Below are 21,834 nucleotides of genomic sequence, written 5' to 3'. Positions count from 1 at the left end.
TTTCCTATTGTATGAATTTTGTCTCTAATCACGATTTGCCTCGGCGCGGCATGCATATTACACTCGCCCGCAAACGGTGCGGATGCAGAGGGTAATAAGGTCCATGAAGCAATGGGTTGCGCGATTGGTCGCGGGTCTTTCGACAACCGGTATCGTCATCGGAACCGCTCTGTTCTGCGCATCTCTCACCCCCTCACTTCTGCCGCGAAGCTGGCTGATGCAGGGCGTGCTCAGCGGATTTTCCTTCGCCATCGGGTATCTCATCGGCGTCTGCCTGTGCGCGATCTGGGCCTATCTGGAACTGCCCCATCCCTCGCGCGGCAACAAGAGGTCGATCCATTTCCTGCTGGCGCTCTCCTCGCTGATCATGGCCTGCGTGTTCCTGTGGCAGGCGGCGAACTGGCAGAACTCCATCCGGGTTCTGATGGAGCTTGATCCGTTACCAAGCGCGCACCCCACCAAGACCGGGGCGCTGGCCGTCGCGGTGGCGGCTGTCCTCATCGTGCTCGGGCGGCTGTTCCAGCTGGTGCAGCGTTTCTTCGCCCTGCGCAGTCGTCATTTTCTCCCGCGCCGCCTCGCCAATGTCCTCGGCATTGCCGTGGCCGTCGTCCTGTCATGGATGCTGTTGAACGGCCTGATCTTCGATATCGGGCTGCGCTTTGCCGATTCCTCGCTCAAGCAGGTGGATTCGCTGATCGAGCCGGATGTACCGCGCCCGGACGATCCGATGAAGACCGGCAGCAGCGCCTCGCTGATGACCTGGGAAACCCTTGGCAGGCGCGGTCGGGAGTTCGTCGCCAGCGGCCCGCACGGCACGGATATTTCAGCGTTCACCGGCCGCCCGGCGCTGGAACCGGTCAGGGTTTACGCAGGCCTCAATTCCGCCGACACGCCGGAAACACGAGCCGTCCTTGCGCTGGAGGAGCTGAAACGCGTCGGCGGCTTCGAGCGCAAGGTTCTGCTCGTCGTCATTCCCACCGGCACGGGCTGGATCGACCCGGAAGCGCTGGATACGGTGGAATATCTGCATGACGGCGACGTCGCCAGCGTCGCCGTGCAATATTCCTACCTCTCGAGCTGGATCGCGCTGCTGACCGAGCCGGATTACGGCGTGGAAACGGCCCGTGCGCTGTTTCAGGCCGTTTACGGATATTGGACGACCCTGCCGAAGGAAACCCGCCCGAAACTCTATCTGAACGGCCTCAGCCTCGGGTCGCTCAATTCGCAGAAGTCCTCGGATCTTTACGATGTCATTGCCGATCCGTTTCAGGGCGCGCTGTGGAGCGGCCCGCCTTTCTCCAGTCCCACCTGGCGTATGGCGACCAATGGCAGGAACCCCGGATCTCCGGAATGGCTGCCGCGTTTCCGCGATTCATCCGTCATCCGTTTCGCCAACCAGTATACGACCGCGCACATGCCGGGAACCGAATGGGGCCCGATGCGTATCGTCTATCTGCAATATGCCAGCGATCCGATCACCTTTTTCGAGGCATCCTCGCTTTACCGCCGCCCGGAATGGATGGTGCGCCATGGGCCGGACGTGTCGGCGTCGTTCCGCTGGTTTCCGGTCGTCACGCTGCTTCAGCTCGGCCTCGACGTCGCCGCCGCGACGACCGCGCCCATGGGTTACGGCCACGTCTATGCGCCCGAACATTACATCGATGCGTGGATGGAGGTGACGCAGCCGCAGGGCTGGACCTCGGAAGACATCCAGCGCCTGAAAATGTTCTTCAAGGCCCGCCGCGGCTCCACCGATCCGGCGTGATCTGGCGGGAAGCCGCGGCGCCCGGAGCCTTAGCCCCTCAGCGCATCCACATGATCGGCGATATAGGCTTCCAGCGAACGCGGCGCGCGGCCCGTCAGCGTTTCGACATCGCCCGTCACAGCCGACGTCCAGCCTTCCCGGACCGGATAGAAGATCGATGCGAGGAAGCCTGCATAGTCCTGCGGCACGCCTGCGCCGGTCAGAATACCAATGAAGGTATCGTCGGAAACCGCATTGTAGGACACCGGCTTGCCGATTGCCTGTGAAATGGCCGCAGCAGCCTCGGCGTAACCGAACGCCTGCGGGCCGGTCAGGTTGAATGCCTTTCCGTCGAAAGCGTCCGTGGTCAGCGCGGCGGCCGCGCTGTCGGCAATGTCGCGCACGTCGATAAAACTCGACTTGCCGTCGCCAGCCGGAACGGCGATCTGGCCGTGATCCACACCTGCCTTCCAGAAGGTATGGAAGTTGTCTGCAAACCAGTTGGGGCGAAGAATGACATAAGGCACACCGGAAGCGATGATCTTCAGCTCGATCTGGCGATAGGGAATGGAATCGTCGGCATCGACGCCGAAGACGCTCATGAAGACGATCTTCACGCCAAGGCGGATCGCTTCGTCGACAACCGGCGTCAGCGCACCGCCAACATCCACATGCCCGGTAGACAACAACAGATAGAGCCGGTCAACGCCGTCGAAGGCATCGGCGAAAGTGGAAGTGTCGGCGTAATCGAACCGGACGCCTTCTGCGCCTTCCGCTGGCTTGCCGCTTCGGGACGCAGCCTTGACGCGCTCGCCCTTCGCCACCAGCGCCTTCACGAGAGGGGTTCCCACGGTTCCGGTCGCACCGAGAACGAGTATCTTGCCTGTCATTTCAAATCTCCTTAGTATCTATTAGAAACCATGTTTCCAAAAGACAGATACTGCGGATTTGAAATCGCCGAAAGAGAGCACTTTTCGGTCACCTGGTATCGTGCAGGAAACCGATGCAGCGTCGCAGCAATGCGGGAAGGACAGTATGCAATATCTCTACGATGTTTACGAAGACCGTTGCCCTACACGTCTGGTGCTGGACAGGCTGGCCGACAAGTGGGCGCTTTTGATCCTTGACCGGCTTCGCGGTGAAGCGTTGCGCTTCAATATCCTGCGGCGGGAGATCAAGGGGATATCCCAGAAAGTTCTGTCACAGACGCTCAAAAAGCTCGAGCGCGACGGGCTGATCGCACGGCAGGCATTTCCAACGGTTCCGGTCACGGTGGAATATTCGCTGACGCCGCTTGGAAAAACGCTAACCGAAACGGTGGCTGCACTTGCCCATTGGGCCGAGGGCAACATCGAAGCCGTGATGGAGGCCCAGAAGGCTTACGACGCCGCGAACGAACGGGCGTCAGCGTGAAATCCGCGTCGACAGGATGATTGACGACAGCGTGCGTTCCACGCCGTCGAGTGCACCGATCCGGTCGATGAGGCGGTCCAGATCGGCAATCGACGGCGCGGCCAGAATGGCGATGAGGTCGAAACTGCCGCCGACGGAATGCAGCGTCGTCACCTCGCGGATGGCCGAAAGCGACGCCGTCACGCCCGGCAGCGCCTTCGGCGCAATGGTAATCAGCACATGGGCGCGCACCAGCCCCGAAAGATAGCTTTCCGAGAACCGCAAGCCATAACCGGCAATCACACCGTCCGCCTCCAGCCGCTCGATGCGGGCCTGTACCGTGGTGCGAGAAAGGCCGAGCTTGCGCGCCAGTTCTGCCACCGGCATGCGGGCATTTTCCGAAAGCAGGGCAAGCAATGCGCGGTCTTTGTCCGTGATCGTCATATTGACTATTCCTGTCGTCAATCTGACCAATATTACCCTGCAATGCTGACGGAGTGAAGCTGCGAATCGAAAGCAAAATCCGGCATTCTGTATTCATATGAATTCGAACTGCGGGGAACAAACTCATGAAAAATATCGTCATTGTCGGTGCGGGCAACATCGGGTCGGCTATCGCCTGGATGCTGGCCACCACTAGCGACTACCGGATCACGGTCGCGGACCGGTCAGCCGACCAGCTCGCCAACGTTCCGGCGCACGAAAACGTCGATACGGAAATCGTCGACATCACCGACCGCACGGCGCTCGAGGCGCTTCTGAAAGGCCGGTTCGCGGTTCTTTCAGCGGCTCCGTTCCACCTCACGGCGGGTATTGCGGAAGCAGCCGTCGCTGTCGGCACCCATTACCTCGACCTGACGGAAGACGTCGAATCCACCCGCAGGGTCAAGGCGCTTGCGGAAACCGCCGGCACGGCGCTCATCCCGCAATGCGGCCTCGCGCCCGGCTTCATTTCCATAGTCGCGGCGGACGTGGCCTCCCGCTTTGAAAAGCTGGACAGCGTGCGCATGCGCGTCGGTGCGCTGCCGCAATATCCGTCCAACGCGCTGAACTACAATCTCACCTGGAGCACGGATGGCCTCATCAACGAGTATATCGAACCGTGCGAGGCCATCGTCGAAGGCCGCCTCACCGCCGTTCCGGCGCTGGAGGAGCGCGAAGAGTTTTCTCTGGATGGCGTGACATACGAGGCGTTCAACACCTCGGGCGGGCTTGGGACGCTCTGCGCCACGCTGGAAGGCAAGGTGCGGACCATGAACTACCGCACCATCCGTTATCCCGGCCATGTGTCGATCATGAAGGCGCTGCTCAACGACCTCAACCTACGCAACCGCCGCGATGTGCTGAAAGACCTGTTCGAAAACGCCCTACCCGCCACCATGCAGGATGTAGTGATCGTGTTCGTCACCGTCTGCGGCACGCAGCATGGCCGCTTCCTGCAGGAAACCTACGCCAACAAGGTCTATGCCGGCCCCGTATCGGGCCGCATGATGAGCGCGATCCAGATCACCACGGCCGCTGGCATCTGCACGGTTCTCGATCTTCTGGCCGAAGGCGCCCTGCCGCAGAAGGGCTTCGTCCGTCAGGAAGAAATCGCACTGGCAAAATTTCTCGCCAATCGTTTCGGCCGCTATTACGGCGCGCACGAACCGCTGGCGAAGGTGGGGTGATACGGACCTCTCTCGTCATTCCCGGCTCGATCCGGCCTCCAGGCAGCCCAGGTCTTTGGGCTGAAAGACTTTTCAGTGGCTGCCTCACTCGTGGCAGCCGTGATGCAATCACGTGCCGCAGAACGTCCGGGACACGCGCTCGTGGTTCATCGGCGCCTGCATGTAGATGGCGAATTCATCGCGCTCCTCGAACGGCTGTGCAATTGCCGCCAGCATCTCGTGGAACGGCTCGAAGTCGCGGTCTTCCACAGCAGCAGCGATCAGTTCCTCGATGCGGTGGTTGCGCGCAATGATGGCCGGGTTGACCGCCAGCATCGCCGCTTTGCGCTCGCCAGCCGGGATGCCCTCGCGTCCGGCTCTGTCCCGCCAGCGTTCCAGCCAGGCATCGGCTCCGGCCAGATCGATGAACATGCCGCGGAATGCCTCCGCATCGCCGTCCGCCGCATGCGAAAGCCGCCGGAAGGTCAGCGTGAAATCGGCCTCGGACGTTTGCATCATTGCCAGAAGCGCCTGAACCAGCGCCGTGTCGTCATCCTCTTGCGTCACGAGGCCGAGCTTCCGGCGCATGCCGGAAAGCCAGCGTTTGGGGAAGTTTGCGGCAAAATCGGCAAGCACGGCGTTTGCCAGTTCCGCCGCCCTATCCACCTCGGGGTCGAGCAGCGGCAACAGGCACTCCGCCAACCGTGCGATATTCCACTGGGCGATGCCGGGCTGGTTGTTGTAGGCATAGCGCCCCTGCGCATCGATGGACGAAAACACCTTGTTCGGATGGTATTCGTCGAGAAAGGCGCAAGGTCCGAAATCGATTGTTTCGCCGGAGACCGCCATATTGTCGGTGTTCATCACGCCATGGATGAAGCCCACCATCAGCCAGCGCGACACCAGATCGAGCTGCCGCGACGCGATCCCCTGCAACAACGCGAGATAGGGGTTTTCAGCCTGCCGGGCTTCCGGATAGTGGCGGTCGATGACGTAATCGGCCAGCGCCCGGATGCCTTCATTGTCTTCGCGTGCTGCGAAGAACTGGAACGTACCGACGCGAATGTGGCTTGCCGCGACACGCGTGAAGACGCCGCCCGGCAGCCCGATCTCGCGCTGCACCCGCTCACCGCTCAGGACGGCGGCAAGCGCCCGCGTGGCGGGGATGCCCAGCGCATACATGGCTTCGGAGACAATATATTCGCGCAGCACCGGGCCAAGTGCGGCACGTCCGTCGCCGCGCCGTGAGAATGGCGTCGGGCCGGAGCCTTTCAGCTGGATATCCCGCCTTTTTCCATTCCTGTCGATCACCTCGCCCAGCAGGATGGCCCGCCCGTCGCCAAGCTGCGGCACGAAACCGCCGAACTGATGTCCGGCATAGGCCATGGCCAGCGGCTCGGCGCCCTGCGGCACCGTGTTGCCGGAGAAGATCGCCGCCAGCCGGTCATCGTCAAGACCCGCCACATCCAGCCCCAGTTCGTCGGCGAGCGGACGATTGAAGGCGATGAGCTGCGGCGCCTTGACCGGCGTCGGCAGTACTGCGGCGCTGAAGCGCTCCGGCAGTCGGGCATAGGAATTGTCGAATTTCATTACGGATGCACTCCTGCTTTGCCTTTATATGGAGTGTCTGCCTTGCGCTTGCGAGATCAAAATCCGGATCAAGCGGATTTCAGAATGTCGTTTTCGGCAATTGCCTTGTTCAGTTCCGGCATTTCGGACAGCAGAGCCTGAAGTTTTTCGGCACGCAGCGGCTTGGCCATAAGGAAGCCCTGCACTTCGCTGCACCTGTCCGCCGTCAGCACCGCAAGCTGCTCGTTGGTTTCCACGCCTTCCGCCGTGACCTGAAGCCCAAGCGCCTGCCCCAGTCCAAGGATCGCCTGAACGATGGAACGCGCACTGCCGTCAGCTTCCAGATCGGTGATGAAGCTGCGGTCGATCTTGATGACGTCGAAGGGGAAATTGCGCAGGTAGGAGAGCGAGGAGTATCCCGTGCCGAAGTCGTCCATGGCCAGTTTCACGCCCAGCGCCTTCAGGCTCTTCAAGACAGCGACAGCGCGGTCTGCATCCTCGAGAAGCACGCCTTCGGTGATTTCAAGCTCGAGCAGATGGGCGGAAAGGCCGGTATCGGCAAGGCAATCCCTGACCTTTTGCACGAATTGCGGATCGCGGAACTGCGCGGGAGAAACGTTGACCGAAACGCCGATACCGTTCCAGCTTCTGGCTGTCGTGCAGGCGGCGCGCAGAATCCAGTCGCCCAGCGGCACGATCATACCGTTGCGCTCGGCCAGCGGAATGAAGTCTGCTGGCGGAATGCGGCCGCGCTCGGGATGTGCCCAGCGCACCAACGCCTCGGCGCTTCGCACGCAGCGCTGGCGGGTGTCGAAACGCGGCTGGAATTCCAGATAAAAATCGCCCGCCGCAAGGCTGTGGCGCATGTCTTCGGCAAGCCGTCTCTGGCTGACAATCCTGTCGTTCATTTCCGTCGAGAAGAAGCTGTAGACGCCCCTGCCGTTCTGCTTGGAACGGTAGAGTGCGGCATCGGCAGCACGCAGCAGATCGTCCGGCGTTTCGCCATCCGTCGGCGCAACGGCGATGCCGATGGACAGGCCGATGCTGATTTCACCGCTTTCGTATGGAATGGGCCTGGTCACCGCCTTTATCAGTCTGCGGCAGAACGCCTCGATGTTTTCGACCGCCATGCCGGGTGCAACGATGACAAATTCGTCGCCACCGACACGGGCAACCATCTGGTCCTCATCGATGGTGCGGCGCATGCGGTCGGCGACTTCACCGAGAACCCGGTCGCCGACATGGTGTCCGTATGTATCGTTGACCGGCTTGAACCGATCAAGGTCGATGTAGAAGACGGTCAGGGCAGCGCCCGGACCTGCGAGGGAAGCGTCCATGAAGGAAGCGAGCTTGACGCGGTTGGGAAGCGATGTCGCGGCATCGTGATGCGCCTGACGACGGGCATCCTCGAACGCCTCGGCAAGCGCGACATTCGAGCTGACATCGGTTGCGTATTTGATGACACTGACCGGCTTTCCGTTCAGGTCGAGGACCGGATTGTAGGACGCCTGGATCCAGACCTCGCGGCCGCCCCTGGCGAGACGCTTGTAAAGCCCGCTGTGATACTTGCCGCTTCTGAGCATTTCCCAGAACGTCACATAATCGTCGCTGACGTAGAAATCCCGCTCCACGAACATCGAATGGTGCGCGCCCTTCAGCTCGTCGAGGCCGTAACCGAACAACGCGATGAAGTTTTCATTGGCATCCGAGAGAACGCCGTCAAGACCGAAGACCGCAACCGCCTGCGACTTGTTGATCGCCTCGATCTGGCCGCGATAACCGGCCTGCTGAAGTTTGTCTGCCGTCACGTCGATAGCGTATTTCACGACCTTGAACGGTTTGCCGTTCATGTCGAAGATCGGGCTGTACGTCGCCTGCAACCAGATCTCGCTACCGTCCTTGCAGACACGCTTGTATTCCCCGGCCCGGTGGCAACCCTCCGCAAGATCACTCCAGAAGTCGCGGTAGTCCTTGGATTCGGCATCCTCGGCGGGAACGAACATGCGATGGTGCTGGCCCATGACCTCGGCGTAGCGGTATCCTGTCGCGTCGAGGAAGTTTTCGTTGGCATCGAGGATAGTACCGTCCAGCGCGAAGGAAATGACACATTGCGCCTTGTGAATGGCGGCGATCTGCCCCTGGCATTCGGCCTCAATCAGCTTCTCATCGGTGACGACTGACGCGTACTTCACCACCTTCACCGGCTTGCCGTCCGCATCGAAAATCGGATTGTAGGTGGCGTGCAGCCATACTTCGCGACCGTTCTTGCCGAACCGCTTGTAATGCCCCATCCGGTGCTTGCCCTGTCTGAGCTCGCGCCAGAAGGCCTGATATTCGCTGCCGTGCGCATAGGCCGGATCGACGAACATACGATGGTGGCGTCCTTCGATCTCCTCGAATTCGTAACCGGTCGCCTCAAGAAACAGGTCGTTGGCTTCGAGGATTGCGCCGAACATGTCGAAGGTGATGACGAGATTGGACTTGTGAATGGCGGTGATCTGCCACTGGTAGTCCGCCTGCATCATCTTCGCCTCGGTGATATCCGACGCGTACTTCACGACTTTCAGCGGGCGTCCCGCAGCATCGAGAATGGGGCTGTAGACGGCCTGAAGCCAGACGTCCCGGCCGTCCCGGCGGATGCGGCGATACTCTCCCGAGCGATGTTCGCCTTGCGCCAGCCCGGCCCAGAAGGCCCGGTACGCGTCGCTGTCGCGCTCCTCATCATCGACAAGGACCGAGTGATGTTTGCCGACGAGCTGATCGTGATCGTAGCCGACCGCCCTGAGGAACAGATCGTTGGCTTCGATCACGTGGCCATCGAGAGAAAAATGCGCCACCGCCTGCGTGCGGTTTATGGCCTTGAGCTGGCCGCGCGCGTCCGCCTCACGAACCTCACGCTCGGAGATATCTTCGAGAACCTGCACGACTTCGGTGATCGTACCTTCTTCATCGGCAAGCGGAATATAACGGCAATTCAGCCAGATTTCCTTGCCCGACTTGCTTACCCACAGCGCCTTCTGCTGCTGTGGCTCGCCCTTGCGCACGTTGCGCCACAACGCCAGCTGCTGGCTGCGCTCATAGCTTTTTGAGACGAAAAACGTGTCTTCCTGCCCCAGAAGATCGTCAAGATCATAACCCATCATCCGCAGAAACTGGTGATTGGCGCCAACGATGCGCCCATGCCCGTCGAAGCGGAGCGTCGCGAAGATCTGGTTGAATGCCCTCAGCTCCGCCGGCACGGCAGCCTTCTGTTTTTCCTGGTAGGTCGAGGACATCCACGTTTATCCATCAAAAAAGTTATGAAGAATGACTATTCCAGTAAGATTCTGAATAGTTTGAAACTCCTAACAAACACAGAATCGTCCATGGCTTACAGTTGAACTTTTAGGGTTAACTTTCGTTTTGACCAGGTTGCTTCGCCCAAGACTACAGCCGTGTACGAAGCACGCGCGGCGCCTCATTGCTGACAGACAGGATGATAGACTGTGCCGTGGCCTCAAGCAGGAAAGGAAGAGGAATGACCGTCGTCGACGCCGTGCTGGCAGAACCCGAAAGCGCCATGCGCACCATCCACACCGATCTTCCCGTCAACACCACCTTTCATGTCTGGCTGAAAGCCAAGAAGACGACAGAACCGGGTGCTGTGGCCTTCTCCAACGCCAACGGAAAATTCGCCGAGGTTTCAAGCGTCAACACGGAAGAGTTCAGTTTTCGAATCTACCAGATCTTCGGCGGCGGGCCGGTGGATCTCAGCTACGATACCGTCACCACCGCCGTCTCGGTGATCTACTGGTTCACGGCCTCAGATGTTCTGGAAACCGGCATCACCGTCGTCCACACCAAGCCGGACAATGCCCCGCCCAACCTGCCGGAGAGCTATCACTTCCGCCCGCCCTTCGGCTGGATGAACGACCCCAACGGTTTCGGGCGTTTCGAAGGCCGCCCGCATCTGTTCTACCAGCACTACTCGCACGGGCTTCGCTGGAACACCATGCATTGGGGCCACGCCGTTTCGTCGGATTATCTGCGCTGGCGGCATCTGCCGATCTTCCTGTTTCCGTCCGAAGACCTGACGACAAGACCGGACAAGCGCGGCGGTGCGTTTTCCGGCTCCACTATTCCGCTCGTCGAAGGGTCGGGCATCCGGGTGTTCTTCACCGAGCAGGTGCAGGACCGCATGCCGGAGCAGCAGATACAGCTGACAGCCACCTCCTCCGATCTCATCATGGCCGGACAGGCGGACGTCATTCTTGGCGTGCGCCCGGATGGACAGGGGCTGACGCCCGACTTTCGCGACCCGTACGTGTTCCGCGGGCCGGATGGTCTGTGGAAGATGCTGCTCGGCAGCCAGAGCGACGGCGGGGGCGTCATCCTGCTTTACGAAACGCAGGACCCCACCGCAGCCTCCGGCTGGACCTATGTCGGCAAGCTGTGGGTGGAGACACGCTACAGGACGACCGCCATTGAGTGCCCCTGCCTGCTGCCGCTCGACGGTCCGGCCAATGCCCGCACCACACGCTGGGTTCTGATCTACGGACTGATGCATTCGGAAGATCCCGCAACCGGCCGCAGGAACCTCACCATGGCGGATGTCGGCTGGTTCGACGGCAAGACCTTTACCAAGGAAACCGGACAGGAGCTGGATTTCGGCACCGACAACTACGCATTTCAGGCGTTTCTGGATGGTGATGGCATCGTGGGCATCGGATGGCTCGCCAACTGGGCCGACGCCACGCCGGAGATCGATTTCCCCACCTCCATGACCCTGCCGCGCCGTCTGCATTACGCCAACGGCGAATTGCTGACGCCGCCGATCGGAGCTGCCGAAAGCCTGCGCAGCCATATTCTCGACCGCACACGGCTGGCATCCGGCGAACGCGTCACCTTCCTCAATGGCGCGGTCGAACTGCTGTTCGAGCTTTCAAGCCCCGGCGTGCCGTTCGAACTGCAGCTCGACCATCCCACGGTCCGCCTCGGCGTCGTATCCGACGAAACCGGCGTGTGGATCCGGCATGAGAACGGTCGTGACGGCCCCTCGCCACTCTACATCGCCAAGGGTGCAAGGGCGTCCCGCCTGCGCATCTTCCTCGACTACGGTTCGATGGAGGTTTTCGTGAACCGCGGACGTTACGTCGGCACGAAGCGGATAGAAGGTTTCGAGCCGGTGAGTTCGGCCATTCTCAAGGCCGAAGCCGGAACAGTCACCCATGCTACGGTCTGGGCTCTGAAATTGTAGTTTTCGCTCCGCTGCAGGCCCGCTGACCGCGCAGGCCGCGGGCCGTCAGCAGCGCGAGCGCCGAGACGACGACGCCGAGGCCATAGAGATAGATCATGGGCATCAGCACGCTGCCACCGTCCATCTCCGCAACGAGGTTGCTGGCGGCAGCCACGGTTCCGCTGGCGCCTGCGCCTGCCGCAGCGCCGAGCGTCGACACCGTAGGCAACAGCGCTCCGGTCATCTTCCGTTCGGCCTCGGGGGAGGCCTCCATCGCCGCCTGGCTGATCCCTGCCCACGACATGCCGAAGGCGGAGCCGATCAATATCTGCCCGGCCAGCATTTCCATCCAGTTGCCGGTCACGAGGCCAAGGCCGAGCAACGCGCATCCCGGTATCATCTGCCACGGACCGAAGTGCAGGCAGAACGTGCGCACCTTCTCCGATTTCAGGCTTCCGATGAGCATCGCGATGAAGCTCCACGACAGCGGCATAGTCACCACGATGAAACCGGCAAATGTCGGCTCGTAGCGCCACAGATCGATGGCGACATAGGCGAGGTAGACGTTACCCAGCGCATGCGCGTAGGACATCAGGAACAGGACCCAGAAACCGCTTCCAAGCACCGTGTTCAGGCGGAAGGCATCTTTCGGAAACAGGCCTGTCGACGGACGCACGCCGGACTTCAGCGACGCCCACAGGAGGACTGCCCCGGCCAGAAGCGCGAGCGCACGCAACACCGTGTCTTCAAACGCGGTGGGTGCCGAGAAGGCAAGTGCGCCAGCAAGGCAGAGGAACAGCGGCACGAAGGGTCTGCGCGTCGCAGCGACAGGCTTTTCGGCAGGCACGGCAACAACCGTGTAAACGACGAGCAGCAGGATCAGCGGCGCGGACAGCAGAAATGTCGCCCGCCATGACACATGTTCGGTGGCGAAACCGCCGGTCAATGGCCCGATGAAGGAAGCAATTGCCCAGATCGCCGCTTCTATGGCAAAGACCTTCGGCAACAGGCCGGGGCGGAAACCTGCCGGAATGAGGCTGTAGCAAACGGCAACGATCAGGCCGTCCGCAACGCCCTGCAAGGCGCGGCCCATGACAACCCAGAGAAAGTCGCCGGCAACCGCCGACAGGATGGAGCCGAGCGAAAAGATCAGGCAGCAGAGCAGAAGCACGGACCGTGCGCCGAAACGCTCGCGGAAAAGAACGGCGGTGACACCGCCCGCGACGGAGCCGACGAAATAGACGCTGTATGCCCAGCTGTAAAACGCCGCCCCGCCGATCTCGCGCACCGCGACGGGCAATGCCGTCACCACGGCGAACTGGTTGAAGGCGTGCAGGCCGATACCCGAGGAGATAACCGTGAGCAGCGAAAGATTCGCACCGCTCAACAGCTCCGGCCACCCGTTTCGCTCGACCATTTGTGAATTCACCACTGCCGTATCCTTTCCGTTTTTCGATACGGCGGGCAAACTAGAACCTCAAGCGCAGTTGAGGTCAAGCGGCTTTTTGGGCTTTCGTCATGCTGGCCATCATGCTTCCTCCCAGCCAAGATCATTCTTCGTCAAACCGCGACATCAGGCGCCTGAGCATATGACGCCGGTGATCCTGACTGCCGATAAAGACGGCGAGGATACGCACGACCTTCTCACCTTCATCGATGTTGAAATAGAAAATGGCGTGGTTTTTCGTGACGTGGCGCAGCCCCGCCATGATCTCCGGCATCAGGGTGCCTTGATGCGGCATCTCGCCCACCGCCTTCATATCGGCTTCGATGCCGCGAATGCGTGCAGCAGCGCGCTCGAACGCATCCTCTACCGGGTCGCCGAAATTGCGATAGCCTCCGACCAGAAAATCGAAGATGAGATCCAGATCGAGATCCGTCGCCGTGGACCGGATAACCCTATAGGCCATGGGAGGCTTTTTTCCGCGTCAGCATGGCGTCGATGCGGCTTCTGCCCTCATCGATGGAAACGAAATCGCCTTCGCTCCGCTCGATAAGCAGCAAGCGCAGGGCGGCAAGCTCCGCTTCCTTCATCTCCGTTTCTTCCCGCACCAGTTCAAGACCGCGCTGGACGACAGCGCTGAGGCTGGCATAACGGCCTTCCTCAACGAGTTTACGAGCAAAACTTTCCTGCTGATCGGAAATGGAAACAGATGCCTTGACGGACATGACGGTCATCCTTTGGCTGGAGGCTATACTACTCAGTAGCATGAGTTGGAGATATTTCCAATCACCGCGCAGTATTGAGCGCCGCCAGGGTCTGCACTGGATGGCAAAAAGAACAAGCGCTTTTCACCATCCCGCTCCGAACGTTGGCCTTAGATCAAGCGGCCCGTTCCGGGCTGTACCCAACATCGCGGATCGCCTCTTCCGCCTTGGCGGCATCGCCACCGACGGTGACGGTGTGGGCAGCAAGGTCGATGTTAACGGCGCTGCCGGGCAGCGCCTCGGCCAGTGCCCCACGCACGGTTTTCTCACAGTGGCCGCAGGTCATGTCAGGCACGAGGAATGTGGTGGTCATGATATTCTCCAGTTTCTAAGCGTCTATCGATGTTTGTGCACCTTCCCACGATGGCAAGGTCAAGCGGTTTCCGCGGATTTGTGATGCGCCGGCTCCACTCCGGCCAGATCGTCCAGAATGGGGCAATCGGGCCGGTGATCGCCGCCGCAGCAATGGGCAAGGTGAGACAGGGTTTTTACCATGGCCTTCATCTCGTCGATCTTGCGTTCGAGATCGGCGACATGGGCCATGGCGATATCCTTTACCGCCGAGCTTTCGCGGCTCTTGTCCTGCCAGAGTTTCAGCAGCGTCTCCGTCTCCTCCAGCGAAAAGCCGAGGGTGCGGGCGCGCTTGATGAAACGCAGATTGTGCACGTCCTGCTCGCCATAAACCCGGTAATTGTTGCCGGTGCGGGAGGCGGGAGAAATCAGGCCGATCTGCTCGTAATAGCGGATCATCTTGGCCGAAACGCCTGACGCTTCCGATGCCTGTCCGATATTCATGCCGCCACCTCCTTTTGCGAAACCTTCGCCGTCTTCAGCCTCAGCGCATTGGCCAGAACGAAGACGCTGGACAGCGCCATGGCGCCTGCCCCGATCATCGGCGACAGCGTGATGCCGAAGGCGGGATAGAGAACACCTGCCGCAACCGGGATCAGCGCGACGTTGTAACCGAAGGCCCAGAACAGGTTTTCCTTGATGTTGCGGATCGTCGCCCGGCTCATCTCGACGGCATTGACCGCGCCCGTCAGATCACCGCCGACCAGCACGACATCGGCGCTTTCGATGGCGACATCCGTACCCGTGCCAATGGCGATGCCGATATCGGCTTCGGCAAGCGCCGGTGCATCGTTGATGCCGTCGCCCACGAAGGCAAGGGTCTTTCCACCGGCGCGCAGGTCGTGGATCGCCTTCACCTTGCCCTCCGGCAATACTTCAGCGACGACCTTCGCAATGCCGACCTGTCTTGCGACGGCTTTTGCGGTGCGTTCATTGTCTCCCGTCACCATGACCACCTCGATGCCCATGGCCTGCAGAGCCTTGATCGCGGTTACGCTCGACGACTTCAAGGGATCGGCAACGGCAATCGCCCCTGCAAGCCTGCCATCGATGGCGGCGTAGAGCGGCGTCTTGCCCTCGTCGCCCATGCGGGCGGCGGTGTCCCTGAAGACATCGACAGCAAGGCCGAGTTTGGTCATGTATCTGTCCGCGCCAACCTCGATCTTCCTGCCATTGACAGTGGCGGCGATGCCGTAACCCGTAACGCTTTCGAAGTTCTCAACGGTCGCAGGTTCGAGTCCTGCAGGGGTCGCCACCTTCCGTTCTTCAGCAGCCCTGACGATGGCCTCGGCAATCGGATGCTCCGAACGGCTTTCAACGGCGGCAACCAGCGCCAGAACCTCGTTTTCCTCAAAACCTTCGGCCACGACCAGATCGGTCAGCTCGGGCCTACCCTTCGTCACCGTGCCGGTCTTGTCGACCACGACGATCTGCGCCGAGCGCAGTTCCTGCAACGCCTGTCCCTTGCGGAACAGCACGCCAAGTTCCGCAGCACGACCGGTTCCGACCATGATCGAGGTCGGCGTGGCAAGGCCCATGGCGCATGGGCAGGCGATGATGAGAACCGCCACGGCATTGACCAGCGCGAAGCTATAGGCCGGATCGGGGCCGAAGATCGCCCAGACAGCAAATGTCAGCACGGCGATGGCAATGACGACCGGCACGAACAGCGCAGTCACACGGTCTACCAGCAACTGGATCGGCAGCTTGGAGCCTTGCGCCTCCTCCACCATGCGGATGATCTGGGCGAGCATGGTATCGGCGCCCACTCTGGTCGCCCGGAACTTGAACGCGCCGGTCTTGTTGATCGTGCCGCCAACCACCTTTGCACCGACGGTCTTTTCCACCGGCACCGGCTCACCGGAAATCATCGATTCATCGACGTAAGACGCACCTTCGATCACCTCGCCGTCCACCGCCAGCCGTTCGCCGGGACGGATGATGACGATGTCGCCTTCCCGCACATCATCGGGAGAAATCTCGACGGTTTGCCCGTCACGCTCGACACGCGCCGCCCTCGCCTGGAGGCTTGCCAGCTTGCGGATCGCGTCGCCTGTTCTGCCGCTGGCGCGGGCCTCCAGCAGACGTCCGGTCAGGATCAGCGTGACGATGACCGTCGCCGCCTCGTAATAAACGTAGTGCGCCTCTTGCGGCAGCAGCGACGGGGCAAAGGTGACGACGGCGGAATAGAGGTAAGCCGCCGTGACACCCAGCGCCACCAGCGAGTTCATTTCCGGCGCACCGCGCAGCAGCGCTGGAAAACCGGCTTTCAGGAACCGCATGCCGGGTCCGAAGATCACCGCGGTCGCCAGCAGGAAATAGACATAATAAAGGTTCTGTGTCTCGATGATCCCCATCAGCCAATGATGAATCGGTGCGTAGAGGTGTCCGCCCATTTCCAGCACGAACAGCGGCGCGGTAAGGATTGCGGCAATCGTCAGGTCGCGTTTCAGCGCCGCTTCATCGCCTGCGTGGTGCATGTGGTCATGCCCGGCATGTTCCATGTGGTCATGGTGCTGATGTCCCGAATGGGCATGGTGATGGTGCGCCATCGGCGTCTTGAGGGAAAACCCGGCTGTCTTTGCCGTTTCCACCAGCATATCGCGTTCACGCCTGCCGCCAATGCCGTCGACGGAAACCCTGCCGCTTGCCGCATCCACCTCGGCGGAAAAGGTCGTGGCGATCGCTTCGAGAATGCCTTTCAGGCGCGCTGCATCCGCCTCGCCCTTCAGCCCCTCCACAACAAAGGTCTGCCGCTCGGGCGCAACCTCGTAACCGATCTTTTTGATTGCCGCGCTGAGCGTCTTTGCCGAAAACCCGTCCGCAGGTTCAACCGTCAGTTTCTTCGTGGCGAAGTTGACCGAACTCGATGCGACGCCCGGCACTTTTGCCGCCGCCGTCTCCACACGCCGCACGCAGGACGCACAGGTCATGCCTTCCACGGGAATGGACACCGGCTCGTGGCTGTGACCATGAGCGTGATTGGCGGCGTGAGGGTTTCTGACTGTCTCATTCATGGGAAATCCCCTTTCGAGGAATCTGTGTTGCAGCATGCCGCGATCCGCAAAACCACCGGAGATTTTCGCGCGGCATACCCCATGTAATGCTTCCCATCATGGGAAGGTCAAGGCCCGTTCAGCCGTTTTCGCATTTTGCCAGATAGACGGTCGCGCCGCCGCAATCAGGATCGTTGACGACATGATCCATCAGGCGAAATCCATGACCTGCCAGAAGACTTTCATATTCGCTGCGGGCGAGGCTGGCGTGATACAGCGGTCGTCCCTGAAACGTGCCGATCGCTTCGCCATCATCCGGTCCGGCGGTAAACATCAGCGCCGCGCCGGGATTGGCGTGGGCGCGGAAAACGCCGAACATGCGCCGCTGGTCCGCCGCCGTCAGATGGAAGAAACTATGCCAGGCGATCAGCCCGTCGAAGCGACGGCCGAGCGCCACATCCCGCATGTCGGCAATGGCCCAGAGGCTGGAAGGGAAACGTTCCCGGCAGAGGGCTATCAGTGGCTCTGATGCATCGATGCCCGTCACCTCATGGCCGTTCTCGATGAAATACCGGGCAATCGGATCTCCGGCTCCACAGCCGATATCGAGGATCGAGCCATTCGAGGGCAAGAGGGAGCGGAACCTGTCGAGCCAGTGTTTTTCCACCAGTCGACGCCCTCTCAGCGCGTCGAAATCGGCGGCGTGATCGGTGTAGATCGCAATGATGTCGTTCGATCCGTTCGCGATGTGGCTTCTCCTTCGCGTGACGGCAGAAACTACCGGTGAACCGCAAGCTTTGGAATATCGCGCAGGAAAGCGTCCCGCACCACCGGCCCCAGCGGCTCGGTGGAGGGTTTGTCTGACACCTGCAGCCGGGCGAACACGATGTGCTGACCTTCACGCTCCGCCCACCCGACGAACCAGCCGAAAGGCCGGTTGATGTCGGGATTGCCGCTGGCATCGCGCATGAAACCGCTTCCGGTCTTGCCATGCACCCGCCAGCTTTCCGGCGCATCGAACAGCGGCAGAAGGGCGCGTGTCCTCGCCTGCGCGTCGCGTGAAATCGGCAGATTGCCCGCCAGCAGGCGACGGATGAAGCCGACCTGCTCCACCGGCGAAATGGTCAGCGACGAACCGAGCCAGGAATGGGTCAGACCGTTGTCCTTACCGGGATCGCCTGAAACATCGGCATTGCCATAACCCAGGCGCTTCACGTAGGCGGCGAATTTTTCCGGGCCGAGCCTGCGGGTCAGTTCTCGCGAGTACCATAGCACGGAGTCTTTTTCCCACACGGTAGGATCCACGGTCTTGCGGTCTTTCGCAGGTGCCTCGATGCCCTGCTTCCAGTTCCATGCGGGATTTTTCTCATCCTGAAGAATGCCGCTGTCAAAGCCGATCACGGCCAGCGGCACCTTGAAGGTGGAGGCCGGTGCCACCCGCTGGTCGCACGCGCCTTGCTGATTGATGACCGATCCCGTCTCGATGGACGTGACAAGCGTACACTCGAAAGCCTGCGGCTGTGGCTGCTGGGCGGATGCGACAACGGGGGCGACACCCGCAAAAGCCAGACATGATAAAACCGTCGCGGTCAGCCGGTAGTGCATGCGTGTTGATGTCCCTTGCCCGTCGTTTTGCGGGCTTTTACCTGAATTGCTTACTGCCTAGAAAACCCATGGGGCAGGATTAGGGCCAACCGGCGTTCTAAGACCTCTCACCCACGGTCAGCGGCCAATCGACCACATAATCCTCGAAGTCGTCAACATCGACGTCCGTTTCGCTGACGGTTCGCCCCTTGGCCGAAATACCGGCCTGATGCACGGTTTCGGTATCGCCGGAAACGAGATGGTGCCACCAATAGAGATCGCGTCCGTCACGCACCAGCGCATAGGCGCAGGTCGGCGGCAGCCAGCCGATCTCGTTGACCTTTTTCAGGTCCAGCTGGATGCAGTCAGGCACCGTGGCAAAGCGGTTTTCGTAGTCGGAGCAGCGACAGCTTTCACCGTCCATCAGCTGACACCTTACCGACGTGAACACCACTTCGCCGGTGTCCCAGTCTTCCAGCTTGTTGAGACAACAGAGGCCGCAGCCATCGCAAAGGCTTTCCCATTCCTCACCGGTCATCTCTCCCAGCGTTTTGGTTTTCCAGAACGGGGCATCATTCATCGTTAACATTTTCGTCTCATTTTGATCCACCGGGCTAGACCGAGGTTAGCCCGTTTTGTCGTATCGCAATCGGCCGGAATATAAGATAATCCTTAATTCCGGCAGAGTGGTGATGAGGAATGACCCGCGCAAGGTTACTGCGTCAAGCATTCCCTCATCCTATCGAACAGGAATACGTTTCAGGTGCAGGAAGATAAAGACAAGAAACAGGCGCGCCGCAAACGCCACATTCTGCTTCGGATCGATTCTTTCATCGATTCCGGCCTCTGGACAACTGCGGCCCGTTTTTTCGATTTCTGGGAAGAAGTCACCATTGCCTCGCGCAAGCTGCATGTCCGCGGCTGGAAAAAGCTTCTTATCAACCTCACCGGAGACGCGCTGACCTTCGGGACCGCCGGTTCCGTCGTGCTCCTGGCGCTCGCCATGCCGGCCTTCGAGGAAACCAAGAAGGACTGGCGTTATCGCGGCGACTTCGCCGTCACCTTCCTCGACCGTTTCGGCAACACCATCGGCCATCGCGGCATCATCCATGAAGGTTCCGTACCGATCGACCAGATGCCGGACCACTTCATCAAGGCGGTGCTGGCGACGGAAGACCGGCGTTTCTTCGAGCATTTCGGCATCGACTTCATCGGCCTCGCCCGCGCCATGAGTGAAAACGCCCGTGCGGGCGGCGTGGTTCAGGGCGGCTCGACGCTGACACAGCAGCTTGCCAAGAACCTGTTCCTGACCAACGAACGCTCGCTGGAGCGCAAGATCAAGGAAGCCTTCCTGGCACTGTGGCTCGAAACCAACATGTCGAAGAAGGAAATCCTCGCGCTGTATCTCGACCGCGCCTATATGGGCGGCGGCACCTTCGGCGCGGCTGCGGCATCGCAGTTCTATTTTGGCAAGAACCTGACGGACGTGACGCTGGCCGAATCCGTGATTCTGGCGGGCCTGTTCAAGGCCCCTGCCAAATACGCGCCGCACGTCAACCTTCCCGCCGCACGCGCCCGCGCCAACACGGTTCTGTCCAATCTGGTACAGAGCGGGCTGATGACCGAGGGACAGGTGATCGGCGCACGCCGCAACCCGGCAACCGTCATCGACCGTGCGGACGTGAAGGCGCCGGACTATTTCCTCGACTGGGCCTTCGACGAGGTGCAGCGCCTCGCCAGCGAAGGCAAGTTCAAGGACCACACCGTCGTCGTGCGCACCACCATCGATACCGGCCTTCAGCAGGCCGCCGAACAAGCGATGGAAATGGGCTTGCGCGAGTACGGAGAAGGCTACCGCGTCAAGCAGGGCGCGATGGTAATGATCGAAAACGGCGGCGGCATCCGCGCCATGGTCGGCGGTCGCGACTACGGTGAAAGCCAGTTCAACCGCGCCACGTCGGCGCTTCGCCAGCCGGGCTCCTCCTTCAAGGTCTACACCTACTCCGCCGCTATGGAGAAGGGCATGAAGCCCGAAACGCAGATTTCGGATGCGCCTGTCACGTGGCGGGGCTGGTCGCCGCAGAACTACGGCCGCTCCTATGCGGGTAAGGTGACCTTGCAGATGGCGCTTGCCAAATCCTACAACACGGTCCCGGTCCGGCTGGCCAAGGACGTGCTCGGTACGCAGGTCATCGTCGATACCGCCAAAGCGATGGGAGTGACCACACCGCTTCGCAGCGACAAGACCATCCCGCTCGGCACATCGGAAGTGACGGTTCTCGATCAGGCGACGGCCTACGCCGTCTTCCCCGCGGACGGCATGCAATCGCGCCGCCACGGCATCGAGCAGGTCCTGAACTACGACGGCGACGTGCTTTACGATTTCAGTCGCGACGAACCGCCCGCCAGACGGGTCCTCTCGGAAGACGCCAATTCCAAGATGAACCAGATGCTGGTCACGATCCCGGTGATGGGAACGGCGCGCCGCGGTGCGCTGGAAAACGGCATCGTCTCCGGTGGCAAGACCGGCACGTCGCAGGCTTACCGCGACGCATGGTATGTGGGTTTCACCGGAAACTACACCACGGCTGTCTGGTTCGGTAACGACGATTTCACGTCGACCAACGAGATGACCGGCGGCGCGCTTCCGGCCATGACCTACAAGCGGCTGATGGATTATGCGCATCAGGGCATGGAGCTTCGCGCCATTCCCGGCATCCAGAACCCGCTGCCGACCGGCGTTCGCCCGCAGCCCTCCGCCGAAGCGGCAACGGCGTCCGCAACAGGGCAGACCATGCCCGCGCTGACCCGCCCGCGCTCGCTTTCCGCCGAGGCAACCCGCGTCATCCGTTCCATCTCGAAGAAGATGAAGGAAGCCGCGCCGCTGACCGTGACGACACAGAAGGTCGCGGCCGTGCGTGCCGGAACGGACAAGCCGGAACAGCGCTGACCGAAATCTCCACGGCTCTTTCGTACCGTCGCACGCCAACCGCATTGGCGTGCGCTGAAATGCTGTCCAAAACTTCGATTTTCACGCTTGACCTCAACTATGCTTGAGGTTGCACAGTGCATTCGCAACCGCGATCCGGCGCTTGCAACCGTAATCCGCATACGCATCGAGGAAGA

At 60.9% G+C, this 21,834-nt stretch carries 18 protein-coding genes; 5 read left to right on the top strand and 13 right to left on the bottom strand.

Going from position 1 to position 21,834, the window contains the following annotated elements:
• Positions 1–103: 103 nt before the first annotated feature.
• A complete protein-coding gene (locus tag N7578_RS13550; protein ID WP_311110830.1) occupies positions 104–1,765 on the top strand; it encodes an alpha/beta-hydrolase family protein in 1,662 nt (553 codons plus the stop codon).
• Positions 1,766–1,794: 29 nt separating this feature from the next.
• Here the strand turns inward: N7578_RS13550 and N7578_RS13545 are convergent, their stop codons facing one another.
• Positions 1,795–2,634, bottom strand: coding sequence for an SDR family oxidoreductase (locus N7578_RS13545; RefSeq protein ID WP_311110829.1), 840 nt, complete (start codon positions 2,632–2,634; stop codon positions 1,795–1,797).
• 145 nt (positions 2,635–2,779) lie between these two features.
• Here N7578_RS13545 and N7578_RS13540 point away from each other — a divergent pair, with 145 nt between their 5' ends.
• Positions 2,780–3,157, top strand: coding sequence for a helix-turn-helix domain-containing protein (locus N7578_RS13540; protein ID WP_311110828.1), 378 nt, complete (start codon positions 2,780–2,782; stop codon positions 3,155–3,157).
• Here the strand turns inward: N7578_RS13540 and N7578_RS13535 are convergent.
• Complete coding sequence (locus N7578_RS13535; protein ID WP_311110827.1) at positions 3,149–3,580, bottom strand: Lrp/AsnC family transcriptional regulator; 432 nt, start codon at positions 3,578–3,580, stop codon at positions 3,149–3,151. The genes N7578_RS13540 and N7578_RS13535 overlap by 9 nt on opposite strands.
• A gap of 125 nt (positions 3,581–3,705) precedes the next feature.
• Here N7578_RS13535 and N7578_RS13530 point away from each other — a divergent pair, with 125 nt between their 5' ends.
• On the top strand, positions 3,706–4,806 hold the full coding sequence (locus N7578_RS13530; protein WP_311110826.1) for a saccharopine dehydrogenase family protein: 1,101 nt from the start codon (positions 3,706–3,708) through the stop codon (positions 4,804–4,806).
• 108 nt (positions 4,807–4,914) lie between these two features.
• On the opposite strand, the gene N7578_RS13525 is transcribed toward N7578_RS13530, so the two are convergent.
• Together N7578_RS13525 and N7578_RS13520 are read right to left on the bottom strand one after the other, a co-directional pair.
• Entirely contained in the window at positions 4,915–6,375 is a 1,461-nt protein-coding gene (locus N7578_RS13525; RefSeq protein WP_311110825.1) for a protein adenylyltransferase SelO family protein, read from the bottom strand.
• 68 nt (positions 6,376–6,443) lie between these two features.
• A complete protein-coding gene (locus tag N7578_RS13520; RefSeq protein WP_311110824.1) occupies positions 6,444–9,629 on the bottom strand; it encodes a PAS domain S-box protein in 3,186 nt (1,061 codons plus the stop codon).
• A 242-nt stretch (positions 9,630–9,871) separates the two neighbouring features.
• Between N7578_RS13520 and N7578_RS13515 the strand changes: the two genes are divergently transcribed.
• Positions 9,872–11,590: a glycoside hydrolase family 32 protein gene (locus N7578_RS13515; RefSeq protein WP_311110823.1), complete on the top strand. Its 1,719-nt coding sequence runs from the start codon at positions 9,872–9,874 to the stop codon at positions 11,588–11,590.
• Here N7578_RS13515 and N7578_RS13510 read toward each other — a convergent pair.
• The 9 genes from N7578_RS13510 to N7578_RS13470 all read right to left on the bottom strand — a co-directional run bounded on the left by N7578_RS13510 (position 11,565) and on the right by N7578_RS13470 (position 19,288).
• On the bottom strand, positions 11,565–12,986 hold the full coding sequence (locus N7578_RS13510) for an MFS transporter (RefSeq protein ID WP_311112508.1): 1,422 nt from the start codon (positions 12,984–12,986) through the stop codon (positions 11,565–11,567). The genes N7578_RS13515 and N7578_RS13510 overlap by 26 nt on opposite strands.
• A gap of 133 nt (positions 12,987–13,119) precedes the next feature.
• Entirely contained in the window at positions 13,120–13,479 is a 360-nt protein-coding gene (locus N7578_RS13505) for a type II toxin-antitoxin system RelE/ParE family toxin (protein WP_311110822.1), read from the bottom strand.
• The gene (locus N7578_RS13500; RefSeq protein ID WP_311110821.1) at positions 13,469–13,738 is read right to left on the bottom strand and encodes a type II toxin-antitoxin system ParD family antitoxin; all 270 of its coding nucleotides are present in this window, start codon (positions 13,736–13,738) and stop codon (positions 13,469–13,471) included. The genes N7578_RS13505 and N7578_RS13500 overlap by 11 nt, the downstream gene beginning before the upstream one ends.
• A 154-nt stretch (positions 13,739–13,892) precedes the next feature.
• Positions 13,893–14,093 (bottom strand): heavy-metal-associated domain-containing protein, encoded by a 201-nt coding sequence (locus tag N7578_RS13495; protein WP_311112507.1) that lies wholly within the window; start codon positions 14,091–14,093, stop codon positions 13,893–13,895.
• 56 nt (positions 14,094–14,149) lie between these two features.
• On the bottom strand, positions 14,150–14,572 hold the full coding sequence (cueR, locus tag N7578_RS13490) for a Cu(I)-responsive transcriptional regulator (RefSeq protein ID WP_311110820.1): 423 nt from the start codon (positions 14,570–14,572) through the stop codon (positions 14,150–14,152).
• Entirely contained in the window at positions 14,569–17,145 is a 2,577-nt protein-coding gene (locus N7578_RS13485; RefSeq protein WP_311110819.1) for a heavy metal translocating P-type ATPase, read from the bottom strand. The genes cueR and N7578_RS13485 overlap by 4 nt, the downstream gene beginning before the upstream one ends.
• 118 nt (positions 17,146–17,263) lie before the next feature.
• Positions 17,264–17,872 (bottom strand): class I SAM-dependent methyltransferase, encoded by a 609-nt coding sequence (locus N7578_RS13480; protein ID WP_311112506.1) that lies wholly within the window; start codon positions 17,870–17,872, stop codon positions 17,264–17,266.
• A 29-nt stretch (positions 17,873–17,901) separates the two neighbouring features.
• Entirely contained in the window at positions 17,902–18,729 is an 828-nt protein-coding gene (gene blaOXA / locus N7578_RS13475) for a class D beta-lactamase (protein WP_311110818.1), read from the bottom strand.
• Between the two features lie 97 nt (positions 18,730–18,826).
• The gene (locus N7578_RS13470) at positions 18,827–19,288 is read right to left on the bottom strand and encodes a YcgN family cysteine cluster protein (protein WP_311112505.1); all 462 of its coding nucleotides are present in this window, start codon (positions 19,286–19,288) and stop codon (positions 18,827–18,829) included.
• A 183-nt stretch (positions 19,289–19,471) separates the two neighbouring features.
• Between N7578_RS13470 and N7578_RS13465 the strand changes: the two genes are divergently transcribed.
• Positions 19,472–21,658 (top strand): transglycosylase domain-containing protein, encoded by a 2,187-nt coding sequence (locus N7578_RS13465; protein WP_311110817.1) that lies wholly within the window; start codon positions 19,472–19,474, stop codon positions 21,656–21,658.
• The last annotated feature ends 176 nt before the right edge of the window (positions 21,659–21,834 follow it).

Source organism: Agrobacterium tumefaciens, from assembly GCF_031801495.1.
Taxonomy (GTDB): Bacteria; Pseudomonadota; Alphaproteobacteria; order Rhizobiales; family Rhizobiaceae; genus Agrobacterium; species Agrobacterium tumefaciens_K.
Note: the sequence above shows the minus strand (reverse complement) of the source record. Positions and strands in the feature narration are given on the sequence as shown.